At 67.9% G+C, this 23,095-nt stretch carries 22 protein-coding genes, 2 tRNA genes, 1 other RNA gene and 3 pseudogenes; 8 read left to right on the plus strand and 20 right to left on the minus strand.

Translation table 11 applies throughout. The annotated features are described in order from the left end of the window. Positions 1 to 12: 12 nt before the first annotated feature. The 5 genes from rnpB to V8F63_RS00910 form a co-directional block, all read right to left on the minus strand. Positions 13 to 392, minus strand: an RNA gene (rnpB, locus tag V8F63_RS00890) — RNase P RNA component class A. A 32-nt stretch (positions 393 to 424) separates the two neighbouring features. Continuing rightward, positions 425 to 1,186, minus strand: a complete 762-nt coding sequence (locus V8F63_RS00895; protein WP_392354222.1) for an N-acetylmuramoyl-L-alanine amidase — start codon at positions 1,184 to 1,186, stop codon at positions 425 to 427. A 23-nt stretch (positions 1,187 to 1,209) separates the two neighbouring features. Then, positions 1,210 to 1,401 carry a hypothetical protein gene (locus V8F63_RS00900; RefSeq protein ID WP_392354223.1) on the minus strand — a complete coding sequence of 64 codons (192 nt, stop codon included), beginning with the start codon at positions 1,399 to 1,401 and terminating at the stop codon, positions 1,210 to 1,212. Positions 1,402 to 1,652: 251 nt separating this feature from the next. Next, the gene (gene sppA / locus V8F63_RS00905) at positions 1,653 to 3,239 is read right to left on the minus strand and encodes a signal peptide peptidase SppA (RefSeq protein ID WP_392354224.1); all 1,587 of its coding nucleotides are present in this window, start codon (positions 3,237 to 3,239) and stop codon (positions 1,653 to 1,655) included. A gap of 361 nt (positions 3,240 to 3,600) precedes the next feature. Beyond that, positions 3,601 to 4,359: an SIMPL domain-containing protein gene (locus tag V8F63_RS00910; protein WP_392354225.1), complete on the minus strand. Its 759-nt coding sequence runs from the start codon at positions 4,357 to 4,359 to the stop codon at positions 3,601 to 3,603. A gap of 188 nt (positions 4,360 to 4,547) precedes the next feature. Between V8F63_RS00910 and V8F63_RS00915 the strand changes: the two genes are divergently transcribed. Together V8F63_RS00915 and V8F63_RS00920 are read left to right on the plus strand one after the other, a co-directional pair. Beyond that, positions 4,548 to 4,623 (plus strand) — tRNA-Ile (locus V8F63_RS00915). Positions 4,624 to 4,703: 80 nt separating this feature from the next. Then, positions 4,704 to 5,368: pseudogene (locus tag V8F63_RS00920) on the plus strand (ribonuclease HII). Between the two features lie 4 nt (positions 5,369 to 5,372). Here V8F63_RS00920 and V8F63_RS00925 read toward each other — a convergent pair. The 3 genes and pseudogenes from V8F63_RS00925 to pyk all read right to left on the minus strand — a co-directional run bounded on the left by V8F63_RS00925 (position 5,373) and on the right by pyk (position 8,193). Further along, positions 5,373 to 5,606 carry a hypothetical protein gene (locus V8F63_RS00925; RefSeq protein ID WP_392354226.1) on the minus strand — a complete coding sequence of 78 codons (234 nt, stop codon included), beginning with the start codon at positions 5,604 to 5,606 and terminating at the stop codon, positions 5,373 to 5,375. Between the two features lie 68 nt (positions 5,607 to 5,674). After that, positions 5,675 to 6,718: a DNA adenine methylase gene (locus tag V8F63_RS00930; protein ID WP_392354227.1), complete on the minus strand. Its 1,044-nt coding sequence runs from the start codon at positions 6,716 to 6,718 to the stop codon at positions 5,675 to 5,677. A 9-nt stretch (positions 6,719 to 6,727) separates the two neighbouring features. After that, positions 6,728 to 8,193 (minus strand): annotated as a pseudogene (gene pyk / locus V8F63_RS00935) (pyruvate kinase). Between the two features lie 230 nt (positions 8,194 to 8,423). Between pyk and V8F63_RS00940 the strand changes: the two are divergent. Further along, on the plus strand, positions 8,424 to 9,260 hold the full coding sequence (locus tag V8F63_RS00940) for a CatB-related O-acetyltransferase (protein ID WP_392354229.1): 837 nt from the start codon (positions 8,424 to 8,426) through the stop codon (positions 9,258 to 9,260). On the opposite strand, the gene V8F63_RS00945 is transcribed toward V8F63_RS00940, so the two are convergent. From V8F63_RS00945 to V8F63_RS01000, 12 genes and pseudogenes are all read right to left on the minus strand, one after another. Then, positions 9,214 to 10,926 carry an alkaline phosphatase family protein gene (locus V8F63_RS00945; protein ID WP_392354230.1) on the minus strand — a complete coding sequence of 571 codons (1,713 nt, stop codon included), beginning with the start codon at positions 10,924 to 10,926 and terminating at the stop codon, positions 9,214 to 9,216. The genes V8F63_RS00940 and V8F63_RS00945 overlap by 47 nt on opposite strands. Positions 10,927 to 11,030: 104 nt before the next feature. Beyond that, positions 11,031 to 11,162, minus strand: coding sequence for a putative transporter small subunit (locus V8F63_RS00950; RefSeq protein ID WP_025977786.1), 132 nt, complete (start codon positions 11,160 to 11,162; stop codon positions 11,031 to 11,033). 12 nt (positions 11,163 to 11,174) lie between these two features. Beyond that, positions 11,175 to 12,599 carry a sodium:proline symporter gene (locus V8F63_RS00955; RefSeq protein WP_392354232.1) on the minus strand — a complete coding sequence of 475 codons (1,425 nt, stop codon included), beginning with the start codon at positions 12,597 to 12,599 and terminating at the stop codon, positions 11,175 to 11,177. Beyond that, positions 12,599 to 12,874, minus strand: a complete 276-nt coding sequence (locus V8F63_RS00960) for a hypothetical protein (protein ID WP_392354234.1) — start codon at positions 12,872 to 12,874, stop codon at positions 12,599 to 12,601. Before V8F63_RS00960 ends, V8F63_RS00955 begins: the two co-directional genes overlap by 1 nt. Before the next feature lie 588 nt (positions 12,875 to 13,462). Further along, a complete protein-coding gene (locus tag V8F63_RS00965; RefSeq protein ID WP_392354236.1) occupies positions 13,463 to 13,639 on the minus strand; it encodes an IPTL-CTERM sorting domain-containing protein in 177 nt (58 codons plus the stop codon). 346 nt (positions 13,640 to 13,985) lie between these two features. Next, positions 13,986 to 14,070 (minus strand) — tRNA-Leu (locus V8F63_RS00970). 10 nt (positions 14,071 to 14,080) lie between these two features. After that, a complete protein-coding gene (locus tag V8F63_RS00975; RefSeq protein WP_392354238.1) occupies positions 14,081 to 15,508 on the minus strand; it encodes a M20/M25/M40 family metallo-hydrolase in 1,428 nt (475 codons plus the stop codon). A 102-nt stretch (positions 15,509 to 15,610) separates the two neighbouring features. Then, complete coding sequence (locus V8F63_RS00980) at positions 15,611 to 15,850, minus strand: DUF3297 family protein (protein ID WP_003169732.1); 240 nt, start codon at positions 15,848 to 15,850, stop codon at positions 15,611 to 15,613. A gap of 94 nt (positions 15,851 to 15,944) precedes the next feature. After that, a complete protein-coding gene (locus V8F63_RS00985) occupies positions 15,945 to 16,805 on the minus strand; it encodes a hypothetical protein (protein WP_392354241.1) in 861 nt (286 codons plus the stop codon). A gap of 82 nt (positions 16,806 to 16,887) precedes the next feature. Next, entirely contained in the window at positions 16,888 to 17,496 is a 609-nt protein-coding gene (locus V8F63_RS00990; RefSeq protein ID WP_392354243.1) for a DUF6468 domain-containing protein, read from the minus strand. 1 nt (position 17,497) lies between these two features. Next, entirely contained in the window at positions 17,498 to 18,568 is a 1,071-nt protein-coding gene (fliM, locus tag V8F63_RS00995; RefSeq protein ID WP_278069609.1) for a flagellar motor switch protein FliM, read from the minus strand. Then, positions 18,568 to 19,223: pseudogene (locus V8F63_RS01000) on the minus strand (flagellar basal body-associated FliL family protein). Before V8F63_RS01000 ends, fliM begins: the two are co-directional and overlap by 1 nt. A gap of 179 nt (positions 19,224 to 19,402) precedes the next feature. On the opposite strand from V8F63_RS01000, the gene flgF reads away from it, so the two are divergent. The 5 genes from flgF to V8F63_RS01025 all read left to right on the plus strand — a co-directional run bounded on the left by flgF (position 19,403) and on the right by V8F63_RS01025 (position 23,076). After that, entirely contained in the window at positions 19,403 to 20,140 is a 738-nt protein-coding gene (flgF, locus tag V8F63_RS01005; protein ID WP_024354813.1) for a flagellar basal-body rod protein FlgF, read from the plus strand. Between the two features lie 14 nt (positions 20,141 to 20,154). Next, complete coding sequence (gene flgG, locus V8F63_RS01010) at positions 20,155 to 20,943, plus strand: flagellar basal-body rod protein FlgG (protein WP_253119061.1); 789 nt, start codon at positions 20,155 to 20,157, stop codon at positions 20,941 to 20,943. A gap of 3 nt (positions 20,944 to 20,946) precedes the next feature. Further along, a complete protein-coding gene (gene flgA, locus V8F63_RS01015; protein ID WP_392354246.1) occupies positions 20,947 to 21,738 on the plus strand; it encodes a flagellar basal body P-ring formation chaperone FlgA in 792 nt (263 codons plus the stop codon). A 14-nt stretch (positions 21,739 to 21,752) separates the two neighbouring features. Beyond that, positions 21,753 to 22,475 carry a flagellar basal body L-ring protein FlgH gene (flgH, locus tag V8F63_RS01020; RefSeq protein ID WP_025977796.1) on the plus strand — a complete coding sequence of 241 codons (723 nt, stop codon included), beginning with the start codon at positions 21,753 to 21,755 and terminating at the stop codon, positions 22,473 to 22,475. 124 nt (positions 22,476 to 22,599) lie between these two features. Further along, the gene (locus tag V8F63_RS01025) at positions 22,600 to 23,076 is read left to right on the plus strand and encodes a hypothetical protein (RefSeq protein WP_134581482.1); all 477 of its coding nucleotides are present in this window, start codon (positions 22,600 to 22,602) and stop codon (positions 23,074 to 23,076) included. Positions 23,077 to 23,095: the final 19 nt, after the last annotated feature.

The raw sequence follows: 23,095 nt of genomic DNA on the forward strand, positions 1-23,095 counted from the left end.
GCCTCGAAATAAAACACCAGACGGCCTGTAAGCCGGGTTCTGTTCCGCCCGAAGGCGGCGACGATCATTCCTCTGGGCCGCCCATTGCTGGACGGCTCTCGCGACCTACCCGGACATCTGGGGCGGTGAACCCTGCGGAGCGAGCCTCCGCGCGATGTCCCTATTTGGTCTTGCTCCAGGCGGGGCTTGCCGTGCCGTCGACGTTGCCGCCGACGCGGTGGGCTCTTACCCCACCCTTTCACCCTTCCCTGAGCCGAAGCCCAGGCGGTTTGCTTTCTGTGGCGCTGTCCCTCGGGTCGCCCCGGGCGGGCGTTACCCGCCGCCTTTTCACCGTGGAGCCCGGACTTTCCTCGACAGGAGCAAGCCCCCGCCGCGACCGCCCGGCCGTCTGGCGAGCGCTAGATGCGCGCGATAGGGCGCCGCGTCAATCCAGAACGCCCGTCACGCTCTCAACCGAGGCCAGTTGCAGCAGGCCGACCAGGCGCGCGCGCGTCTCGCCGTCGGCGATCCCATCGACGCGATCGGGCCGCCAGCGGCGCTGGAAGGCCTCGACGGTCAGGCGGGTTTCTTCGTCATAGGCGCCGCCGGGTTGCAGGCCGTAGCCCAGCCGGTGCAGGCCAGAGCGCAGGACGATGACGCCCAGCCCCTCGTCGCCCGGCGACAGCGGCCCGCCCAGAGCGGCGATGCGTTCGGGCGCCGGGTCGAACCACAGGCCGTGCCCGGCCTCGGCCAGACGCTTCCACGGGAACAGCTCGCCGGGATCCTGCTTGCGCTCGGGCGCCATGTCGGAGTGGCCGATGATGCGGGCGTCGGGGATGGACCAGCGGGTGCGGATGTCGCCGATCAACGCGATCACCGCTTCGATCTGGCCGTCAGGAAAGGCGCGGTAGCCAAACTCGTGGCCGGGATTGACGATTTCTATGCCGATCGAGGCGGCGTTGACGTCGGTCTCGCCCTGCCAGGCGCCGCGTCCGGCGTGCCAGGCGCGGCGCTCCTCCGCCACCAGGCGCAGGATGGAGCCGTCCTCGTCGACGACATAGTGGGCCGAGACCTTGACCTCGGGATCGCGAAGGCGGGCCACGGCCTCTTGGGCCGTCTCCATGCCGGTATAGTGCAGCACCAGCATGTCCGGCGGGCCGCGTCGGGCGTCGAAGTTAGGGGACGGCGCGTCGGTGAAGGATATCATGGCCGGGAGATCATGCGGGCCGATCAGCGCCCTTCCTTTTCCCAGCCGTATGTCACCCAGGTGTCGCCGACCTTTTTGGCGTCGATCACGCCCTCATCCCGACGACGACGGGCGGTCATGGCGCGTCGTGCGCGCAGGGCGAAACCCGCGACGAAGACCAGAACTCCGCCTACCACGGCGATCAGAGCCACGGCGGCGGCGGTGAACACCGCCAACAGCGCGCCGACGGCGACAGCCAGGGCGGTGGCGATCAGACCCGCCGCCCAAAGAAGGGCGCCAGCAGGCCGGAACCCGGCCGACGGCGCGCATTGAAACCCAGCGGGCCCATCGGGTCGGAGTTGATCATGAACTCAAAACCTCTCTCAGCGTCCGGATGAACGCCTGAGGCGCAATGTCGGACCATCGACCTGAACGGTCAATGGACTGCGACATCACGCACCAGTCACTTTTGCGGTCCCGGCCCGGCTCAGAAGGCGGGCTGATCGGCCAGAACCACGGCGCCGCGGCTGCGCATCCGGTCGACTTCGACCCGGTTCAGAACGGCCTGGGCGGCGGGATCGCCCATCACCTGACCGACCTTGACCATGGCCTCGGCGGCCTGGCCCGAGGCGCCGAAGGCGGTGGCCAGCGCCTCCCACGGCGACTGCGGTTGCGGGAAACGCTTGAAGCGGACGTTCTCGTCAGCCGGGATCTTGGCCAGTTCGCGGGCCTTGGCCACAGCCTCGTTCAGACCGCCCAGTTGATCGACCAGACCCAGGCCGTGCGCCTGGGCGCCGGTCCAGACACGGCCCTTGGCGATCTCGCGCACGCGCTCGACCGGCATCTTGCGGCCCTTGGCGACGCGGGCGACGAACTCTTCGTAGATGCGGTCCATCGAGGCGGCGAAGGCGGCGCGCTGGCCCTGATCAAAGGTCTGCACCGGCGAGAAGGCGTCGGCGTAGTCGCCGCCGACCGACAGGCCGCGCATGTCGACGCCAAAGCGGCCCAGGGCGTCGGCCAGCACGAACTTGCCGCCGAAGACGCCGATCGAGCCGGTCAGGGTCGAGGGCTGGGCCACGATCCAGTCGGCTTCCGAGCTGATCCAATAGCCGCCCGACGCGGCGTAGGCGCCCATGGACACGACCACCGGCTTGCCCGCCGCCTTGGCCGCGCGCACGGCGGCCAGCACCTGTTCCGAAGCTTCGGGCGAGCCGCCCGGCGAGGAGACGCGGAAGACGATGGCCTTCACGTCCTTGTCCTCGATTGCGTCATAGATGGCCTTGGCGGTGTCGTCCGAACGAATGTTGGAGCCGCCGCCGAAGGGCGAATCGTTGGAGCCGCGACCGGTCATGATGGCGCCCTCGCCGCCGACGATGGCGATGGCCGACTTGGCCGAGCCCGAGCCCGACGTCGTGCGCGTCCCCTTCAGCGAAGCGTAGTCGCCGAACTTGACGATCTTGGCGTCCTTGCCCGCCTTGGTCTTGGCTGCCGCTTCGGCCTCTTCGACCTGACCGATCTTGTCGACCAGCTTCAGCGACAGGGCCTGATCGGCCGAATAGGGGCCGGCCTCGATGACGGCCTTCAGGGCGTCCGGCGTCGTCTTGCGGTCGCGGGCGATGTTGGCGATGGCGTTGTCGTGGATGGAGCCCATCCAGGCCAGCATGGCTTCGCGGTGCGGAGCGGTGAAGTCGCTCTGGGTGAACTCGTTGACGGCGTTCTTATATTCGTAGCGCTGCTCGAAGTCGGCCTTGACGCCGTACTTCTGGAAGGCGCGGCCCAGGAAGACGCTGTCCGCCGCCAGACCCACGGCCTGGAAGCCGGCGGTGTTCTGCAGCCACAGCTGGTCAGCGCTGGAGGCGACCATATAGCTGGACATCACCGCGCCCACCGGCATGAAACCCTGGCTGTGGGCGATGACCGTCTTGCCCGCGGCGCGGAAGCGGGCGATCGCCTGACGCACCTCATCGGCCGAGGCGGGCGTCATGCCGGCTTCGGGCGCACGCACCAGCAGGACCTTGACGTTGTCGTCCGCCGCCGCCTGGGCCAGGACGTCCACGACCTGAACCACCGACATGCTGGGGCCGCTGAAGGCCGCGAAGGGATTGGTCGGCGTCTGGTCCGTAAGACCGCTGCGCAGGTCGAGCCCAACACCGTATGGGCGGGCGTCGACGGCTTCGAAGCGCCGGCGGCCATGGCGAAGAAGATCAGCGCCACGACGGGCAGGACGACGAAAAAGGCCACAAGCCCGGCGAAAACGCCCAGCATGGTGAGGAAGAACTGCTTCATGGGAAGGCGGACGTCCAGGATCGCGGCCAGAGGCGGCCAAGCGTGAGGATAGTGGCCGCGTCCGCTCCGTCAAATGAATGGACGGTAATAAACCCATGAAAAAAGGGCTCGCCGTCGCCAGCGAGCCCTCTTCATTCATGCGGACGGGATCAGCGGCCGATATCGTAGGTGCCGCTGATGTCGATGCGGACCGACAGCTCGCCAGCCGAGACCGGGGTCGAGGCGCCGCCGGCGTCCATGGCGGCGCGGGCGTACATGGCCTGCGGACGAACCTCGGGCACATAGCCGCCGCCCTCGGTCAGGGAGCGCACCGGCCCCAGGTCGACGCCCAGAGCCTGGGCGTACAGGCGCGCCTTATCCTGCAGCGCGCGCACGGCCAGCACGCGGGCCTGATCCTCGGCGGCCTTGGGATCCTTCAGGCCGAAGCTGATGCCGTCGATCTGATTGACGCCCGCGCTGACGACGGCGTCTGCGGTCGTGCCGACCTTGGTCAGATCATGGATGACGACGGTGACGCGGTTCGAGGCCTGGTAGCCGCGCAGCTTGGGCGGTTCGTTCTGCTGGTAGTCGTACTGAGCCGACAGGTTGAGGCCCGAGGTCTGGATGTCGCGCTCGGCGATGCCGGCGCGGCGCAGGGCGGCGATGACGCGGGTCATCTGCTGGGCGTTCTGGCCCATGGCCTCCTGGGCCGTCGGGGCCTCGGTCACCACGCCGAAGTTGATCGTCGCCTGATCCGGCGCGACCTTGACCTCGCCGTAGGCCGACAGGTTCAGGGCGGGTTGTTGCGCCATGGCGTGCACCTGGATCGGAGAAGCGCCGCCGGGCTGGGACTGGGCTGTCGCGACGGCCGGCGCCGCCAAAGTCATCAGGGCCGTGCCCATCATCAGGGCGCGTGCGGTGCGGGTCATGGAGGTCTCCGTCGAAATCGTTCAGGCGGACGTGTTCGCCAGCCACGGCCTAACTTGACCGTTTCAAGCTGAACGAACGCGGAAGACCCCTGTGCAGGTTCCATTCATCGGCGTGAAAAGCGCGACAGGTCCAAGGCGGCTTTGCAGCCGACGCGTCGCCTGCTAGGCACGGCCTTCCATGCGCTCGGGGGCCCGTAGCTCAATGGTTAGAGCCGACCGCTCATAACGGTCTGGTTGGGGGTTCGAGTCCCTCCGGGCCTACCATGCGCCGTAGCGCCGCCGCGCCCCGCCCCCTTTGTCTTGCAGGTCTTCCGTCCGACCGGGCTTCGTGGCACTGGGGCGTGATGACGTCGCCTAAAGCCCCTGCCTCGAAAGCTCCCGGCAAGCCTGATCGCCCCTTCCCCACCCTGCTGCTGGAGCTGGAGGCGCGGGCGAGCTGGAACGGTCATATCTGCGGGGTCGACGAGGCGGGCCGCGGACCGTGGGCCGGGCCGGTGTCGGCGGCGGCGGTGATCCTGAACCCGGACGACCTGCCCAAGGGAATCGATGATTCCAAGGCCCTGACCGAAAAGCGCCGGGCGGTGCTGGAGATCGACATCAAGACCCGCGCCCTGGCCTGGGGCGTCGGCTTCGCCTCGGTCGAGGAGATCGACCAGCTGAACATCCTTCACGCCACGGGCCTGGCCATGCGGCGGGCGGTCGAGGCCCTGGCCCATCCGCCGGTGCACGCCCTGGTGGACGGCAACTACCGCTTTCCCCTGCCCTGCGCGGTGACGCCCGTGGTCAAGGGCGACAGCCGCTCCCTGTCCATCGCGGCGGCGTCCATCCTGGCCAAGACGGCCCGGGATCGGCTGATGATCGAGATGGATGCGACCTACCCCGGCTACGGCTTCGCCAGCCACAAGGGCTATAACGCCCCCTTCATCAGAAGGCGCTGCAGGCGCTCGGCCCCTGCCCGGAGCATCGGCGCAGCTGGGCGCCGATCAGGGCTTTGCTAGAAGCCGCCTAACGGTTCAGACCGACAGGACGCCGCCCAGCATCATGCCCATGATGCCCGCTACGAGGGCGCCCAGCAGGAAGATGGTCCATCCGTCCAACCCGCGCCCCACGCTGTCGCGGTGCGCTGGGCGTTTGACGCTGGCGGAAGTCGTATCGATCGCCAGCCTCCGCCCGAACCGGGAGGCCCCGGCCTGATCGCCCGCCGCGCGGCGCGGCGTCGAAATCACTATGGGAACGGGGAGAAGCAAACGAACGCATGTCAGCAAAACGACAGGCCGCCAGCTTCGTTCCTTCGGTCTTCGCCCTAGCGCGTCCGTCAGGTTAGGCGGCCACCGGCAGGACCACGGGCCGATCGGTGACGACGAACAGGTGTTCGACGTTGCGCAGGCGCCCCACCGCACCGACCTTCTCGCCCTTCAGATTGTGGATGCCGATCCGGGCCGACGTAGCGGGGATAGGGGATATCGAGCACCTGGACGTGACCGCGCGAGGCCAGCAGGGCCACCAGATCCTCGCGGCTCAGATAGCCCTCGTCGTTGAAGCTGACGATCAGGTTCGGGGCCTTCAGCCCTTCGATCACCGCCTGCATGGCCGGGCCGATGCCGGGCCGGCTGTTGAAGGCGCTCTTGCGGGTCTTCACGTCGATCCGTTTGCGCGCCACGCCATAGGTCTCAGGCTTGTCCCACAGCACCAGGCTTTCCCAGCAATGGTAGTTGGCCAGATAGGAGTGCTGATTGTACGGCGGATCCAGATAGACCAGATCGGCCTCGACCTCGGCCGCGACCTCCACGGCGTCGCCGCGCGTCGCGATGCACGGTCCCGAAGGCACGCCGGGCAGCAGGTCGGGCAGGCGTAGCTCCAGCGGTTTCAGCGCGCGCGGCGCCCACTGCTTCATATAGGCCATCTGCAGGCCCGCTGTGGAATCCACGCGGTCGGCCGCCTCCATCAGGGCGACCAGGACGACGGCCTTCAGCTCTGGCTCCAGCCCCATCGTTTCGATACGTTCGCGCATGGCGTCGATGCGGGCGCCGTTGTCGGGGTGGAAGAAGCGGGCCTCTTCGCAGAAGGTCCGGGTGAACCAGCCGGCCTCGGGCTGCACGGTGCGCAGTTCGGCCAGCACGGCCTCGGCGCGCTCGGCCCAGACCTCGCGGTCCGCCTGCACATAGGTCGTGGCCAGGACGTGGGCATAGGCGTTGTGATCGTTCGACCAGACCCGGAAGCCGTCGCGCTTCAGCCGGTGGCCGACACGCGCCGTGCCGGAGAACAGGTCGCAGACCATGCCTCCATCAGGCAGAGCCGCCCGCACCGCTCCCGCCACATGGCCCAGAAGCGCCCGCTTTGAGCCGATGTATTTGATCATCCCGTCCCGTCAGGTTCCGCGGGCGCGCCTCGCCCCTTGTCCGCCGCGAGGCGCAGCATGGGCCGGAGCATGGGCCAGACGCAACAGATTCGCCGCGCCTGGCGCGCCAAACGGCGTTCCAGCCAGGATGAGGATGCGCTGGCCCGGCTCGGCGAGGCCGTAAAGCATGGCCGCCTGGACCGCATCGTCGGTCAGACCCTCCAGCGAGGTCGGCTGATCGCCAAGACGCGGCTCCAGCCCCCAGACGAGGGCCAGCCGGCGCGCCGTCTCCGGCTTGGGCGTCAGGGCCAGCACCGGCTGCAGCGGCCGCTCGCGCGACATGCGCCGGGCCGTGCCACCCAGGGTGGTGAACACCACCATGCAGGCCGTCGAAGAGGCCTCGGCCGCCTTCCTCGCCGCCGCGACCAGGGCGTCGACATCGTCGATGTCCATCCCGGCGTGTTCGGCGTCCATCAGGCCGGGCCACAGGGGGTCGCGCTCCACCCGCTCCATGATGCGGTTCATGATGGCCACCGCCTCCAGCGGATAGTCGCCGGCCGCCGTCTCGGCCGACAGCATCAGGGCGTCGGCCCCCTCATAGACGGCGTTGGCCACGTCGGACGCCTCCGCCCGCGTCGGGGCGGGCGAGCTGGTCATCGATTCCAGCATCTGAGTGGCGACGATGGCGGGCACGCCGCGCTGGCGGGCCGCGCGCAGGATCTTCTTCTGGGCGACCGGCACCTCTTCCGGCTCCATCTCGACGCCCAAATCGCCGCGCGCGACCATGACGCCGTCGCAATAGTCGAGGATGCTATCCAGATCGTTCAGGGCCTGGGGCTTTTCGATCTTGGCCAGACAGGCGGCCTGACCGTTCACGATGCTTTTCAGCTCGGCCATGTCCTCGGCCTTCTGCACGAAGCTGAGGGCCACCCAGTCGACGCCGAGGCGAAGCGCAAAGGCCAGGTCCTCGCGGTCTTTGGGCGTCAGGGCCGAGACCGGCACCACCGCCTCAGGCACGGCCACCCCTTGCGGTCCGACAGTTTGGAGCCGCTCTCGACCGTGACGTCGCACCACTCGTCGGTGCGCTCGCCCACGCGCAGGCGCACGCGTCCGTCGTCGATCAGCAGCAACATCCCCGTGCGCAGGGCGCGGAAAATCTCCGGATGCGGCATCTGCACCCGCGTCTCGTCGCCCAGAGCCGGGTTCAGGTCGAAGCGCATCCTGTGCCCCGGCCTCACCTCGATCTCGACATCGGCGAAACGGCCCAGCCGCAGCTTGGGGCCTTGCAGGTCGGCCAGCACGCCCAGGGGCCGCTTCAGCGCCATCTCGGCGCCGCGCACGGCCTTGAAGGCGGCGGCGTGATCGTCGTGCGAGCCGTGGCTGAAGTTCAGGCGAAAGACGTCCACCCCGGCCTGGGCCAGCGCCTTGACGGTTCCCGGCGCGCGGCTGGCGGGTCCGAGTGTCGCGACGATGCGGGCGCGGCGGGCTCTTTGCATAAACGGGTTTCCTCGTGTGGCTCTGACGGCCGACGCCTCCCCTCAGAGGCGTTTCTCAAGCCCTTGTGCCAAGGAAACGGCAGGGGCGTAAGAGCGCCTCAAGCCGCGGAAACACGAGTTTATGAGCGCCAGATCCGCCAGCTCTCATTGTCTTCAGATGAGTTATGGGGTGGCGAACCCTTCACGGTACTGTAGTCCTGCACGCTCACAGACCCAGTTTAAAGAGTACCATGCGCGTCACCCGTCAAGGCCTTGACCACCTCTACAATGCAGGCGTGATGCTGTGTCAGAATACGCCGCCTCCATCAAAAACCTATGGTTGGGCGCGAGTGGATACCGATATCCGCGTCATGAGAACCTTTGAGATAGAGGGACCATGTGTACTCTATAAAGGCCCTTACACACCCTCGATCGGCGGCGACGCGTCGTCCGGCCTGTGCGCCATGGGCATGCACAGCTACTCCTATTCGGCGCTTCACGAAGCCATGCGGATAGGGCGCTATTGTTCGATATCGACAGGCTTGGCCATATTGGACTCCACCCATCCGATAGACTGGGTGACGACCTCCATCATCGCTTTTCGGCCTCATAACGACATCGTTCGCGGGCACGTGGATGAGAACGTCGTAGAAGCGTTCAAATTTTCCCCGATCGGCGTGAAGCCCTACCCTGTCATCGAGCATGATGTCTGGGTCGGACGCGACGTGACCCTGAGCATGGGCGTCACGCTCGGGACAGGCTGCATCGTCGCCGCCGGAAGCGTAGTAACCAAGGACGTGCCGCCCTACGCCATCGTCGGCGGCAATCCCGCGACAATCATCGGCTGGCGCCATCGCCCTGACACGATCCGCCGGCTGCTCAACAGCCAATGGTGGCTCTACAGCGCCCGCGACCTGACCCGTCTCCCTCTAGATCAGCCGGACCGTTTTTTAGACATGCTAGCGCAAGCGGTTGAGAGCGGAAAAATCCGCCCTCATACGCCGCTCGCCGTGCGCGTCAGCCCAGAAGGGATCACTCCTGTCACCTCCGCGACCTATTCCGCCGCGCACCGGCCCTTGGCGAACTGAGGCAGGTCCATGCAGCGGCCGTCGATCGGGCGCCCGGTTCGATCCCGATGAGATTGGCCAGGGTCGGGGCGATGTCGATGGTGCGCATCGGCAGGAAGCGCTCCTGGCCTTGCGCGCCCGGCCACCAGAAGACGATGGGCACGCGGCGGTCGTAGTCCCAGGGCGAACCGTGGCTGGAGATGGCGCCGCCGACGCGGCCCTGGCCGGTCAGGCCCGGCTGCCAGGCGCGCAGGATGTCGGGCGAACGGCCCGCTACGGCCGACAGACGCAGGCGTTCGCGCACGCTGAGGTCTTCGGGATTGAGCGAGGCCGGCGCAGGCTCAGCCAGAAGTTCGTCCCGCGACACGGCCAGGGCCACCTGCGGCTCGCCGTTCAGCAGTTCGATCGCGGCCGCCAGCACCTGCGAGCGCAGCGGCTCGGCCAGCGACCTGCGGTCCTTGTCGACGATAACGAAGCCGCCCGCCGAGGACACGACCGGATCGGCGTCGAGACCGAAACGAGCCTTCAGCGCCGCATTGACGCGCGGTTGCAGGGCGCGGTCGACCCGGCCCGCGTGGGGATAGCCCTCGACCGCCGACCGCTCGGGGAAGTCCGAACCGCCGTGGTCGGCCGTCAACGCCACGATCACTCCGCCGGGGATGGTGGACAGCCGGTCGAGGAAGCCGCCCAGGGCCGCGTCCAGACGCAGCATCTGCTCGCACATTTCAGGGCCCTGAGTGCCGAAGCCGTGGCCGATCCGGTCGGTGGCCGACAGGCTGACGCCCAGCATGTCGGTGACGCCGCGACGGCCCAGTTGCTGCGTCTCCAGCAGCTCGATGGCGCCTTCAAGGGTCAGCTCGTCCAGCACCGGCGAGTTGTCGAAGCTGTCGTTCACCGGCGGCAGTTTGGAGTCGAAGGTCTGGCCCGCGATGGTCCACTGCCCTTCCAGACGGCGGCAGGCTTCGTTGGTATAGGTCCAGCTGGGCGTGGCGGGGCTGAACCGCTCGGCCATGCGGGCGTTGATCGCCGCCACCGGCGCCAGACGCGCCTGCGCCGACTGACCCGGCTCGACATAGGTGGTGAAGCCGAAGCCGTCGGTCAGCCAGAAGGCGCCGTCGCCCTTGTGGCCGGCCAGGGTGATGGCGCCGCGATCCTTGCCCGACACGCCATAGACGCGGCTCTCAGGGCTGACCGCCTTGAGCCAGTCGCCCAGGGTCGAGGCGCTGAGCTGTTCCGGGCCGACCGGGCCGTTGTCGGTGTTCTTGCCGTGAGCCAGGGTGTTCTGCGGCGCGGCGAGGCAGTAGGTGTCCTGCCCCGTCCGGGTGTCGATCCAGTCGTTGGCCGGAATGCCGCTGTGGGTCGGGTGCACCCCCGTCAGGACGGTGGAGTGACCGGCGCAGGTCACCGTCACGCCGTGGGTCTGATAGCCGTTGATCGAGACCAGGCCCTGATCGGCCAGGGTCTTGAGCCCGCCGGTGAACTGACTGCGATACTGGTTGAACAGATTGGCGCTGAGCTGGTCCACTACGATGGTGACGATCAGCGAGGGCGAGGCCCGCTCGCCCGCGGGGGTCGCTGTCGCGGCCGCCTTCGGGGACGCCGCCTCGGCCGCCTGTGCAACTCCGCTCATAGCGGCAAGCCCGAGAGTCAGCCCCAGGGCGGAGGCGAGAAGGCGGCTTCGGATCATCAGGAACTCCAGGCGAAGCAGAATGTCTTCCAACCCCTAGCCGTCTGCAATGACGGGTCCAAGACAGTCAGGGCATGAAAAAGGGGCCGCAGCCCCCTTCGACATCAGATCATCGGCTCGCCGCGCCGGTGCGCGTCCAGCCACTCCTTGAAGAAGGCCCGGGCGATGAAGGCCAGCACGCCCGCGACGATGACGGGCCACATCAGGACATAGGTCGTCAGCCAGAAAGGGGTCATTGCGATCTCCTGTTAGCGGGGTTGGGGGATTTGCGAGCCCGAACGGGCGGGGGCGGCCGCAGAGGCGGCGGCGGGTTCGGCTTCCTCCACATCGAAGTCGCCGGTCATGCGGGCGATGCGCGAGAAGTCGAACCCGTCCTGATTGGACAGCGACATGGCGGTGCAGACCACGGTGCTGACGGCATAGGCGATCAGCGAGCCGCTGAGCACGGCGTAGTCATGCAGGAAGCCGATGGCGAAGGGCGCCACGGCCACGGCGGCGATGAAGCCGACGATCCGCGCCGCGCGCGCGCCGAAGAAGCCGAAGATCATCAGGCCCGCGACGACGCCGACGCCGACCACGGCGATCACGTCGAAGACATAGCCGACGGCGCCGTCCATCGGGATCCAGCCGAACCGCACCGGGAAGAAGATCGCCAGCGCCGCCAGCACCGAGACGGTGAAGGCCTTGTTGGTCACCTTCTCCCAATAAAAGCTGGCGATGACGGGGAAGACCAGCGCGCCCCAGATGGCGCCGACCAGGACCAGCAGGTCCAGGATGTTCATCCGCGCCCCGGCGAAATACAGCGCCGCGCCGGTGGCGATGACCATGGTGGCGCGCCCGACGGTCAGCATCAGGCGCGGGTCGGCCTTGCGCTTGCCCGCACGGCCGTAAATGTCGGCCATCATGATCGACGACAGGGCGGACAGATCGGAATCCGCCGTCGAGGCCAGCGAGCCGATGATCATGATGAAGAAGATGCTGAGCAGCACAGGCCCGAAATAGGTCCCGGCCAGTTGCGGGATCAAGTTGTTGAGGTCCCCCTCCATCGGATTGATCCCGGCATAGAGCGCCACCACGCCCAGCATGCCGATGCCGATGATGGTCGCGCCGTAACCGACCGTGGCGGTGATGAAGGTCGGCCTGATCAGATCCTCGCGCACGGCGAACAGACGCTGGGCGATGGTCTGGTTGCCGATGGCGTAGGCCAGGACGGCGGCGATATAGGGCGCGCCCTGGTTCAGGAAGGCGTCGGACGAGAAGAAGCTGGTCTGCTGCGGCGTCAGATTGGACGCACCCTCGATAAAGACCGCCGGGCCGCCCATGGCGAAGAAGATGGCCGGGATGATCACCACCACGGCGCCCAGCATGGCGCAGACCTGGATGAAGTCGGTCAGGACCGAGGCGCGGAAGCCCGACCACAGGGTGTAGAGCAGCACCCCGCCGGCGATGACGACGATGCCCTGGCTGAAGCTGAACGGCGACAGCATGGAGATCAGGGCGCCGCCGGCGATGAAGTTGGACGTCAGACTGATCACGCTGCCCAGAACGTTGGAGCCCGCCAGCATCAGCTGGCTGGAGCGGCCGTGCCGGGCGTACATGACCTCGGCCAGCGTATGGGCGCGCGGCGCCACGGCGCGGATGCGGCGGCCGTAGGGGTAGATGAACAGGATCATCAGCGCCCCCACAGCCCATAATGGATCGGCCCCGATATGCCGTAGACGTAGCCCGAGGTGGCGGACGCATACATCGACGCCGCCCATATCCAGGTCGCCGTCATCGAGGCGGCGGAGACGCCCAGACCGATCCCGTTCCCGGCGGTCATATAGGCGTCGGCGTTTTCCTTGCGTCGGCTGATCCGCAAGGAAATCAGCATGGTCAGGCCGAAGAACAGCACCAGCAGGCCGATCGTCAGCGGCCCGCCCAGTTGTTGAAGTTGTAAGTCGTCCACGCGCGCCTGCGCTCCTGTCTGTTCTACTTCCGGCGAGCCCCCGGCCCGCCCTACGCGCAGCCGCAAAGACGCCGCCGCGCCCCAGGCGCAGGCAGACGGGATGTCACGGTTGCGTTCGCACCCGACGAAAACGCCAGGCGCAAGGAAAAGGCGCGTCCGGCGCGCCGACGCGGCTCGCTCCCGCAAGCCACGAGAAGACAGCTTAATACATCAACGGCAAAGCCGAGATAAAGTTTTTGTGCAGCGCAAATGGCTTGACAGAAATCGGGCCTTTTCCAGCAAGGCGATAGACAATCAAACCAAGATCATTCAACCCTAACTGTCAGCACGGGAAAATGAACTAAAACCATATTCATCACGATTTATACTTTACTCGCAACAAATGCCGGTTCAGGGCGAAGAAATCGGCCGACACCGAACACTTCATTCATCGACATTGATTTTCATGCAGCGGGTGAACGCGCCGTGCCAGACCGCTGAGCGCCGCCTTGAAGGGGCGCCTCGCACGCGGCCAAAATGCAAAACGCCTGCGTTCAAGAACGCAGGCGCTTAGTTCGGATCCAGCTGTTCCGTCTGGCGCGAAAAGCCTCAGGCGAGCCGCCGCCTCTGGATGGCGACGGCCGCGCCGCCCGCCAGGCCCAAGGCAAGAATGATCAACGCCCATTCGGACATGGTCGGGACCGCCGCCGCCGGCAAAACCAGATGGAGAGTGCTCTCCTTCTGGATATTGTAATCAGCAAGCGTGCGCCCGTCTTCCAACTGCACTCCCGCGAAGACCAGGCGCTGCTGGGGAGGAGGATGCCTTCCTTGTCCTGAATCTTCGCCTTCACGGCGTCGATCGAATCGCTCGGCTCTACCTCAAGGGCAATGGTCTTGCCCGTCAGGGTCTTGACGAAGATCTGCATCGCACAAGCAGGCTGGGCGAAGCTCATGCTCAGGACGAGGGCAATCAGAAGGGGGAATAATCTTGGCAAGTTACGCCTCCGCCAACGCTGCCGGAAATGCGGCGCAACGGAGCCCTGTTATCCCAGTTGATCGCCCGGGTCACGCCGGCGCCTGTACGGGCCAGCCCCAAAAGCCGGCCAGGGGCGCAACTCGATTAAGCCATTCATGGTGCGAGCGGCGGGAATCGAACCCGCACGACCGAGGTCGAGCGATTTTAAGTCGCTTGCGTCTACCAGTTCCGCCACGCTCGCAGTGCGCGTCTCAGCGCTTGGCCTCCTGTGCCGCACGAGCGGCCCGGAAGTCCACATCTGAATCGGCGATCAGGCGCACCAGAGCCGCCCAGGCGGCGACGTTCTGGGTCATCTGGGCCGGGTCGATCTTGTCCAGCGTATCGTCGGCGGTGTGGTGCAGGTCGAAATAGCGCGTGCCGTCCTGGCGCAGGCCGAAGACCGGGACGCCCGCCTTGGCCAGCGGGCCGATGTCGACCCCGCCGTACAGTTCCGGCTCGCCCGGCAGCACGCCCAGCGGGCGCAGGATCCGCTCGGCGATGCGGGCGAAGTCGGTCCCCTGCGATCCCGGCGGCAGACCCAGGGCGTAGACGCGGTCGGCGCCGAAGTCGCTCTCGCCGGCGATGACGTGCTTCTCGACGGCCGCGCCGATGTTGCGGACATAGGCGCCGCCGCCGTTGCCGTGATCGGTCGGCTGGGCGACCTCTTCGGATCCGTACAGGACCACGCGGATGGTGCGGGCCGGGCGGCCCTGTTCGGCGATCAGCTTGGCCGCCGCCAGGGTGATGGCGCCGCCGGCGGCGTCGTCGATGGCGCCGGTCCCCAGGTCCCAGCTGTCCATGTGCGAGCCCAGTACGATGATCTCGTCCGGACGCGAGGCGCCGACGATGTCGCCGATGACGTTCTGGCTGACCGTCTCATAGGTGCGGGCGGTGGATTTCAGGCGCAGGCGCACCGTCTCGCCCATGCCGACCAGGCGCGCGATCTGATCGGCGTCGGGCGCGCTGAGCGCGAAGGACGGCAGCGGCACCTTGCCGTCGACATAGCGGGTGGTGCCGGTGTGCGGCATCCGGTGCTCATCCGACCCGGCCGAGCGCATCACGAAGGCGACCGCGCCGCGCTTGGCCGCCTCGGTCGGGCCGACGCTGCGAATGCGCGAGAGGGAACCGTAGCCCGAGCCGTTCTGCATGCGCACCATCTGGCCGCCGTCGACCACCGCGATCTTGCCCGTCAGCGAGCCGGCGGGCGCGGCCGCCAACGCTTCCAGGCCGTCGAAGAAGACGATGTCCGCCTCGACGCCCTCGGCGGGGGTGGCGATGGAGTGGCCGAGCGCCGCCACGACCAGCTTCTGCGGACGGGCGCCGAGGATCTCGGCGCTCTCCTCGCCCCGCTCCCAACCGATCAGGGGGAAGGTCTCGATGCGGACGTTCTGGAAACCGTGGGCGCGCATGTAATCGGCGGCCCAGGCCGAGGCGTCCTGCTCGGCGCGCGAACCCGCCGGGCGCGGGCCGAAGCGGGTGGTGACCTGGGTGACGTAGTCGAGGGCGATATTGCCCTTCAGCGCCTGGTCGCGCACCTGTTCGGCGGCGCGGATGGTCCTGGCGTCCTGGGCCAGGACCGGCGTGGCGATCAGGCCGAGCGCTACAGCGCTGGCGGCCATCAGACGAGCATTGAACGACAAGAGCGCCTCCCCAACTCAACAATGAGCCGCGGACCCTAGCGGGCGAAGGCTGCGACCGAAAGTCTCAGCTTCGCCGCCAGAGCGGAAATCGAAGGCTCTCGATCACTCGCCCTTGATGAAGGGCTCGACCGGGCCTTGCAGTTTGACGGTCAGGGCCTTGCCGCGGCGGTCGACGCGGTTGCCGACGGCCAGACGGACCCAGCCTTCCGAGACGCAGTATTCCTCGACGTTGGTCTTCTCCTCGCCCTTGAAGCGGATGCCCACGCCGCGCGCCAGCAGGTCGGCGTCGTGGAAGGGGCTGTCGGGATCGACCGAAAGGCGGTCAGGCAGAGCGTCGGACATGGCAGGTCTCATGAAAAGGCGAAGCGGGCTGAATAGCCGCGCGGGGCCAGCGCGACAACTCTTCCTCCCCATCGAGCCGAAGGGCTCTTGTGAGTTACTGCACCGACTGGCGCGGACCGGTCGGGGCGTCAGCCGCCGCCGCATAGGGGCGCGGGCCGGTTTCGGCGGACGGGGCCGCCTTTCGCGCCGGCTGGGCGGCGGGGCGGGCCGCTGGGCGGCGCGGCGTCGTCTGGGCGGCCTGAGCGGGCGCAGGCGTCGTCGCCGCAGGCTGGGCGACAGGGGTCGGAGCCGGAGCGGTCGCGGCGGGCGCAGCCACGGCGGCGGCGCGGGCGGCGTACTGCTCGGCCTGGAAGCGTTTGGCCAGCTTCTCGGTCAGTTCACGCGCGGCGGCGGGCGGCATCTGGGCCATGATGGCGGCCAGGGTCCGGGGGCGCATGGCCGAGGCGACCGGCAGACGCACGCCATCGTCCAGCGTCGAAAAGACCGCCGCCGCCTCCTTGGGCCGCATGGCGGAGTAGACGGCGACCAGACGGTCCTCTTCCGCCTTTTCCTTTTCGTCGACCTGGCCGACCAGGGCGCCGATCTCGCTCTTGAGAGCTTCCAGAGCCTGCAGTTTGGCGTCCAGCTTCTGCTCGGCGGCCACCATCAGCGGCAGGGTGGTGGCGAAGTCGGCGTCGCGCGCGTCCAGCGCGTCGCGGCGTTTGGACAGGGACTGGATGATGCGCAGTTCGGCCGGAGAAATCCCCGCCTGCTGGGCCAGTTGTTCGGGCGTCAGGGCGCAGACGGCGGCGGGCTTGGGCTCGGGCTTGGCCCCCTCGCCTTCCTTGACCACGGCTTCCTGCGCCCAGGCGGTCGCGCCCTGGAACAGATCCGGCGCCACGCCCGCAGCGCGCACGGCCACGACGCCGCCGATGGCGACGGCGATCAGGGGCAGAAGGCGGGGCAGCTTGCTCATCGGTCAAACTCAGGAAAAAAGCGGCGTAACACCATCGCCCCTCAAGTCGTCCGAGGCCGCGCCTCGGACATAGGGGCTAACATCAAGCAGCGAACAGGTCGTCGTCCAGACTACGGCGGGCGCGGTTTAGGCTCTGTTGCGCAGCATGGTTAGCGGCCAGGGCCTGCATCACCAGCGAGGCGCGCTCAGGCGCGGGCGCAGGCTTCGGCGACGGCGCTTTCATGACGGCGCGGGCCCCCTCGATGCGCTCCATCAGGGCGGCCATGCGGCGGGCGCGGGTCTCGTCATCCAGCAGAGGCGAGACCGCAGAGGCGCGGGCCGGTTCGGCCTCGGCGGTCGCCTCGATCTCGGCCAGAGCCCTGGCGGCGGCGCGGCGTTCGTCCTCGCGCGTTTCGATGCGGCTGTCGACCGGGCGCGCCGGGGCGCGGGCGATCAGCACCTCCAGCTCCTGCTTCACCGCGCGGGCCTTGATGATGCGGTCGTGCAGCAGGTCGGTCTCCTGACCCGAGGCGCGCAGGGTGGCCAGGGCCTGTTCGGCGCGTCCGGCGGCGCTGTTCAGCTCGGTCACGGCGGCGGCGAAGGCCAGCTGACCCTCGCGCAGGGTCTTCAGCTTGCGCTCCAGCTTGATTCCGTAGCCGATGGCCGCGACCAGCAGCAGCATGAGGATGGAGTCGAGGATGATGCCGGTCATGTCAGCGGGTCCCTCTGGCGATACGGGCGGCGGCGTCGGTGCTGATGGGGCCTTCGACGCGGACGGCGATGTGCTGGCCCTTGCGGCCCATCTTGCCTGTCGTCAGCGGGATGGATCCCGCCCGCACCGAGACTTCGGACTCAGGCGTGGCGTTCAGCATCAGGGTGTCGCCGACCTTCAGGTCCAACACCTTGGACAGGGGCATCTGCTGCTCGTCCAGAACGCAGCGCACCTCGGTTTCGGTGGTCCAGAGCTCGGTGGCCAGGTGGCCTTCCCAGATGTTGTCGCGGCCGAACTTCTCGCCCATGAACTGCTGCAGCAGCATCTTGCGGATGGGCTCTAGTGTCGAATAGGGCAGCAGCAGCTCGACCCGGCCGCCGCGATCTTCCATGTCGATGCGCAGCTTGACCAGAATGGCGGCGTTGGCGGGGCGCGCGATGGCGGCGAAGCGAGGGTTGGTCTCCAGCCGGTCCAGATTGAAGTGGACGGGGGTCAGGGGCTCGAACGCCTGACGCGCGTCATTCAGGATGACCTCGACCATGCGCTGCACCAGCACCCGCTCGATGGTGGTGTAGGGCCGCCCCTCGATCCGCAGGGCCGCCGTGCCGCGGCGCCCGCCCAGCAGGACGTCGACGATGGAGTAGATCAGGTTGGAATCGACCGTCAGCAGGCCGTAGTTGTCCAGTTCCTCGGCCCGGAACACCGCCAGGATGGCCGGCAGCGGGATGGAGTTCAGATAGTCGCCGAAGCGGATGGAGCTGATGGTGTCGAGGCTGACCTCGACGTTGTCGGAGGTGAAGTTGCGAAGGCTGGTCGTCATCAGCCGCACCAGGCGGTCGAAGACGATTTCGAGCATCGGCAGGCGCTCGTAGGAGACCAGGGCCGAGTTGATGATGGCGCGGATGCCGCTGCGCTCATCATCGTCGCCGCCGCCCATGTCGAAGCCCAGCAGGCTGTCGATCTCATCCTGGTTCAGCACGCGCTCGGACAGACCCGCGCCTAGATCGGCGCCCAGGTCGGCGTCGCCGCCGAAGGGATCCAGTTCGTTGTCGGGAGCCAGGGTGTCGCTCATTACTGCACGAGCATTTCTTCGATCAGCACGGCGTCGACCTTGCCGGGCGCGCGATCAGGTTGACGCGGCGCAGGATCTCGGCGCGCAGCTGATACGACCCGGCCGACCCGGCCAGATCCTCGGGGCGCAGTTCGCGCAGGAAGCCCTGGAACATGTCCTGCATCCGCGGCGCCTCGGCCTGAAGGTGCGAAGCGACCGAGGCGTCCTTCATCTCGAGCGTCAGCCGCAGCTTCAGATAGGTCGGACGCCCGTCCACCGACTGAATGTTCACGATCATGTCCGGCAGGGTGTAGAAGGTCACGCCGTCAGGACCGGCCGCGATCTTGCCTGCCCCGGCGGGCGCCTCGCCCTCCTTGGCGCCGCCGTGACCGCCGCCGTCCTTTTTCTTGTCTTCCTTGGCTGGAGCCGCGTGACCGCCCGCCGCCTCGGCCGACTTGGGCTTCATCAGCATGAAGGCGGTCGCGCCGCCCCCGCCCAGCACCACAAGCGCTGCCGGAATGATGATGAACAGCAGCGGGATCTTCTTCTTGCCCGAGGCCTCGGCGGCGCCGTCTTCGCCCTCAGCGCCGGGCGCGGCCTCGCTTACGGCGGGCAGGTTGGCGTCGTCGCCGACCGGCGCCTCGCTCTTCTTCTTGCCCAGCTTCAGTTTCAGCATGCCCAAGCCGCCCCGATCCTCACATGCCGGGTGTGGCCCTGTTTTGGTTAACGAGGCGTTTACAATCGGCAAATCCTGCCGGGCGCCGCAGGGCTCAGAACCGCTCAAACCCCCATTCTACGGGCGTTAACCCTGTTGGCACGGTCGTTGCGACGGGAAAGGGCGAAAGGAGCCCGCTCGTGGAAAACGCCGCCTATATCGGATTGTCACGCCAGATGACGCTTCGCCGCGAGCTGGACATCGTGGCCAACAACGTCGCCAACGCCGACACCACCGGCTTCAAGGTCGAGCAGCTGATGGTCGGGACCGAGATCGGCGAGCGCGCGCGCAACGACGCCATCCGCCCCTCGGCCAGCTTCGTCCTGGACAAGGGCGTCGGCCGCGACTTCGGCCAGGGCGCGCTGAAGCAGACCGGCCGCGACCTGGACTTCGCCATCGAGGGCGAAGGGGCCTTCTTCACGGTGCAGACGCCGACCGGCCCCGCCTATACCCGCGACGGCTCCTTCGTCACCGATCCCGAAGGGCGGCTGACGACCAAACAGGGCCTGCTGGTCATGGCCGACGGCGCCGAACTGGATCTGGACCCGCAACGCGGCCCCGTCAGCGTCGCCCACGACGGCACGGTCAGCCAGCAGGGCCAGCCGATCGGCCGCCTGACCGTGGTGCGTTTCGACGACCTGTCGGTGCTGCAGAAGTCCGGCGACGGCCTGTACCGCAACACGTCCGGCGCCGAGCCGATGGAGGCGACCGACGCCCAGGTGCGTCAAGGGACGCTCGAAGGGTCGAACGTCAACACCCTGATGGAAATCACCAACCTCATCGAGATCAACCGCGCCTATGAGCGCGTGACCAAGATGATCGAAAACACCAACGACCTGTCGCGCCGCTCGATCGAGCGGCTGGGCCGGGTTTCGTAAGGGAGAGCTGAGACATGCGCGCGCTTCGCACCGCCGCCACCGGCATGGCCGCCCAACAGCTGAACGTGGAGGTCATCTCCAACAACATCGCCAACATGAACACGGTCGGCTTCAAGCGTCAGCGGGCCGAGTTCCAGGACCTGCTGTACCAGAACGTCGAACGCATGGGGGCCCAGTCCTCGTCGCAGGGCACCGTGGTGCCGACCGGCATCCAGATCGGTTCGGGCGTCAAGGCGGGCAGCGTCTACCGCATCACCGAACAGGGCAGCCCCAACCGCACCGGCAACACCTACGACGTGGCCATTCAGGGCAAGGGCTATTTCCAGATCACCCTGCCCTCCGGCGAGCTGGCCTATACGCGGGCAGGCAACTTCACCATCAACGGCGAAGGCCAGCTGGTGACCGACGACGGCTATGCGGTCGAGCCCGCCATCGCCATTCCGCAGGATGCGCTGGACGTCACCATCTCCAAGTCAGGCCAGGTCCAGGTGACCACCCAGGGCGAGCCGGAGCCGCAGGTCGTGGGCCAGCTGGAGCTGGCGACCTTCTTCAACGAAGCAGGCCTGGAAGCCATCGGCGACAACCTGCTGCTGGAGACGGCGGCTTCGGGCCCGGCCACGGTCGGCGTGCCCGGCGAGGTCGGCTACGGCAATCTGTTGCAGCACTATACCGAGGCCTCCAACGTCGATGCGGTCAGCGAGATCACGGCGCTGATCGTGGCCCAGCGCGCGTATGAGATGAACTCCAAGGTCATCACCACCGCCGACGACATGCTGGCCGTCACGGCCCAGGTGAAGAGCTAAGTCATGAAGCGCGCCCTGATCCTCGCCCCCGTCCTGGCCGTCGCCCTGGCCGCCCTCGCCGCCCCTGCGCTGGCCGGGCCGGTCAGCCTGCTGCCCGATCCGGTCGACGATGACGGCCGCATCACCCTGGGCGAGCTGTTCGACAACGCGGGCGAGGCGGCCAGTGTCGTGGTCGGCCGCCGCGTCGGCCCCACCGCCGTGCTGGAAGCCTCTCAGGTGCAGATCGCGGCGCGCCGCGCCGGGCTGGAATGGAGCAACCCCAGCGGCCTGCGTCGCATCGTGGTGCGTGAAGGCGGCGCCGCTGCGGCCGAAGCCTCGGCTCGTCCCGCCATCGCCAGCGTCAGCGCGCCCGCTCGAGCCGGCGCCAGCGTCGAGGTCCTGACCTATGCCCGCAGCCTGGCCGCCGGCGAGGTGGTGCAGCCCGAAGACGTGATCTGGGCCTCGGTCCAGTCGCACCTGGCCCCGGCGGGCGCGCCCCAGGACGCCGAAGTCGTGATCGGGCTGCAGGCCAAACGCGCCCTGCGCGCCGGTTCGCCCGTGGCCCAGCGCGACCTGGCCTCGCCCCAGGTCATCGCCCGCAACGACATGGTCGAGGTCGCCTATCTGAGCGACGGCGTCGAGCTGACCGTCACCGGCAAGGCGACGCGCAACGCCTCGGCGGGCGAGGCCGTGCCGATCCTGAACGTCCAGTCCAACCGCACCATCGACGCCGTGGCCGTGGGCCCCGGCCGGGCCGTCGCCGGCCCCGCCGCCCAGATGGCCCGCCGCAACCCGCAACAGTTCGCCGCCCGTTGAGCGAGAGAGACATCATGCGCCCCCTGCCCCTGATCGCCCTGTCCCTGTCCGCGCTCTCGCTGGCCGCCTGCTCCACCGCGATCGAGGCGGTGAAGGGCCCGGAACTGGCGCCCATCGGCTATCCGGCCGCCCTGGTCCCGGTCGAGCAGGCCTATCTGCCCGAGCCGACCTCGGCCAGCGCCAACAGCCTGTGGCGCACCGGCGCGCGCAGCTTCTTCGGCGACCAGCGCGCGCGCCGCGTCGGCGACATCCTGACCGTCGCCATCGATATCAACGACCGCGCCCAGACCCAGAACTCGACCCAGCGCAATCGCACCAACAGCGCCTCGGGCGGGGTGACCAACTTCTTCGGGCTGGAGAACAGCCTGGGCCGCGCCTTCCCCGGCGGTTTCGACGCCGCCAACATGATCGGCACCGAAGGCGCCGTGAACGCCAACGGCTCCGGCAGCGTCAACCGCTCTGAGAGGGTCAACCTGACGGTGGCCGCTGTCGTCACCGCCGTCATGCCCAACGGCAACCTGGTCATCCAGGGTCGGCAAGAAGTGCGCACCAACCGCGAGGTGCGCGAGCTGACCGTCGCCGGCATCGTCCGGCCCGAGGACATCTCCAGCGCCAACACCATCCGCCACAGCCAGATCGCCGAAGCGCGCATCAGCTACGGCGGGCGCGGCGACATCAGCCGGATGCAGGCGACGCCCGCCGCCCAATCCCTGGTCGAGCGGTTCAGCCCGTTCTGATCCGCGTTCACCGAAACGTGTGATTCCAGCCGCACCCGATCACTGAATCGCGCGCGGCCCAGCGGAGCCGTGAACTCTTAACAAGCGACCCGCGTTTGCTCTGTCGAACGCGGGTGAACTTGTGATGCGTAAGAGCCTTTTTCCAATCCTGAGCGCCGTGGGCCTGGCCGCCTTTGCAGCTCATGCGGCGACCCAAGCGCCTTCGGCGCCGCGCGGCGAAACCGAGCCGGTCGCCGGCTGGCATGTGCTGCGCGAGGGCCCGATGGCGAAACTGGCGTATGGCCTGCCGGATTCGGACCAGCTGGCCCTGATGCTGACCTGTGCGCCGGGCGAGGGCTCGGCCGTGGTCTATGGCGATGTTCAGCCGCGCAGCGCAGGCTTGGTCCTGGCTTCGCACGGGCCGCAGCCCATCGATCCCCTGTCGAACGGCGAGGCCTTTGAGGCGCGCCTGCCGCTGGGCGATGCCGCCCTGACCGGGCTGGCGCGCGGCGGACGGATGACCGTCCAGACTGAGGCCGGCGATCGTCAGCTGACAGCCACCCGCGCCGAGCGGCGCATGGTCCAGGGCTTCCTTAGCTATTGCGCTTCGGGACATGCGTGACCACAGTCCCCGGTTTTCC

This window comes from Brevundimonas sp. LF-1 (assembly GCF_037055305.1).
In the GTDB taxonomy this organism is placed as follows: domain Bacteria; phylum Pseudomonadota; class Alphaproteobacteria; order Caulobacterales; family Caulobacteraceae; genus Brevundimonas; species Brevundimonas sanguinis.

What these genes read in the sequence shown, in the direction of transcription:
- V8F63_RS00895 (WP_392354222.1), bottom strand. Translation starts at nt 1,186, where the DNA reads ATGATATCCTTCACCGACGCGCCGTCCCCTAACTTCGACGCCCGACGC.
- sppA (WP_392354224.1), bottom strand. Translation starts at nt 3,239, where the DNA reads ATGTCGGTGGTTCAGGTCGTGGACGTCCTGGCCCAGGCGGCGGCGGAC.
- V8F63_RS00910 (WP_392354225.1), bottom strand. Translation starts at nt 4,359, where the DNA reads ATGACCCGCACCGCACGCGCCCTGATGATGGGCACGGCCCTGATGACT.
- V8F63_RS00930 (WP_392354227.1), bottom strand. Translation starts at nt 6,718, where the DNA reads ATGATCAAATACATCGGCTCAAAGCGGGCGCTTCTGGGCCATGTGGCG.
- V8F63_RS00940 (WP_392354229.1), top strand. Translation starts at nt 8,424, where the DNA reads ATGCGCGTCACCCGTCAAGGCCTTGACCACCTCTACAATGCAGGCGTG.
- V8F63_RS00945 (WP_392354230.1), bottom strand. Translation starts at nt 10,926, where the DNA reads ATGATCCGAAGCCGCCTTCTCGCCTCCGCCCTGGGGCTGACTCTCGGG.
- V8F63_RS00950 (WP_025977786.1), bottom strand. Translation starts at nt 11,162, where the DNA reads ATGACCCCTTTCTGGCTGACGACCTATGTCCTGATGTGGCCCGTCATC.
- V8F63_RS00955 (WP_392354232.1), bottom strand. Translation starts at nt 12,599, where the DNA reads ATGATCCTGTTCATCTACCCCTACGGCCGCCGCATCCGCGCCGTGGCG.
- V8F63_RS00980 (WP_003169732.1), bottom strand. Translation starts at nt 15,850, where the DNA reads ATGTCCGACGCTCTGCCTGACCGCCTTTCGGTCGATCCCGACAGCCCC.
- V8F63_RS00985 (WP_392354241.1), bottom strand. Translation starts at nt 16,805, where the DNA reads ATGAGCAAGCTGCCCCGCCTTCTGCCCCTGATCGCCGTCGCCATCGGC.
- V8F63_RS00990 (WP_392354243.1), bottom strand. Translation starts at nt 17,496, where the DNA reads ATGACCGGCATCATCCTCGACTCCATCCTCATGCTGCTGCTGGTCGCG.
- fliM (WP_278069609.1), bottom strand. Translation starts at nt 18,568, where the DNA reads ATGAGCGACACCCTGGCTCCCGACAACGAACTGGATCCCTTCGGCGGC.
- flgG (WP_253119061.1), top strand. Translation starts at nt 20,155, where the DNA reads ATGCGCGCGCTTCGCACCGCCGCCACCGGCATGGCCGCCCAACAGCTG.
- flgA (WP_392354246.1), top strand. Translation starts at nt 20,947, where the DNA reads ATGAAGCGCGCCCTGATCCTCGCCCCCGTCCTGGCCGTCGCCCTGGCC.
- flgH (WP_025977796.1), top strand. Translation starts at nt 21,753, where the DNA reads ATGCGCCCCCTGCCCCTGATCGCCCTGTCCCTGTCCGCGCTCTCGCTG.
- V8F63_RS01025 (WP_134581482.1), top strand. Translation starts at nt 22,600, where the DNA reads ATGCGTAAGAGCCTTTTTCCAATCCTGAGCGCCGTGGGCCTGGCCGCC.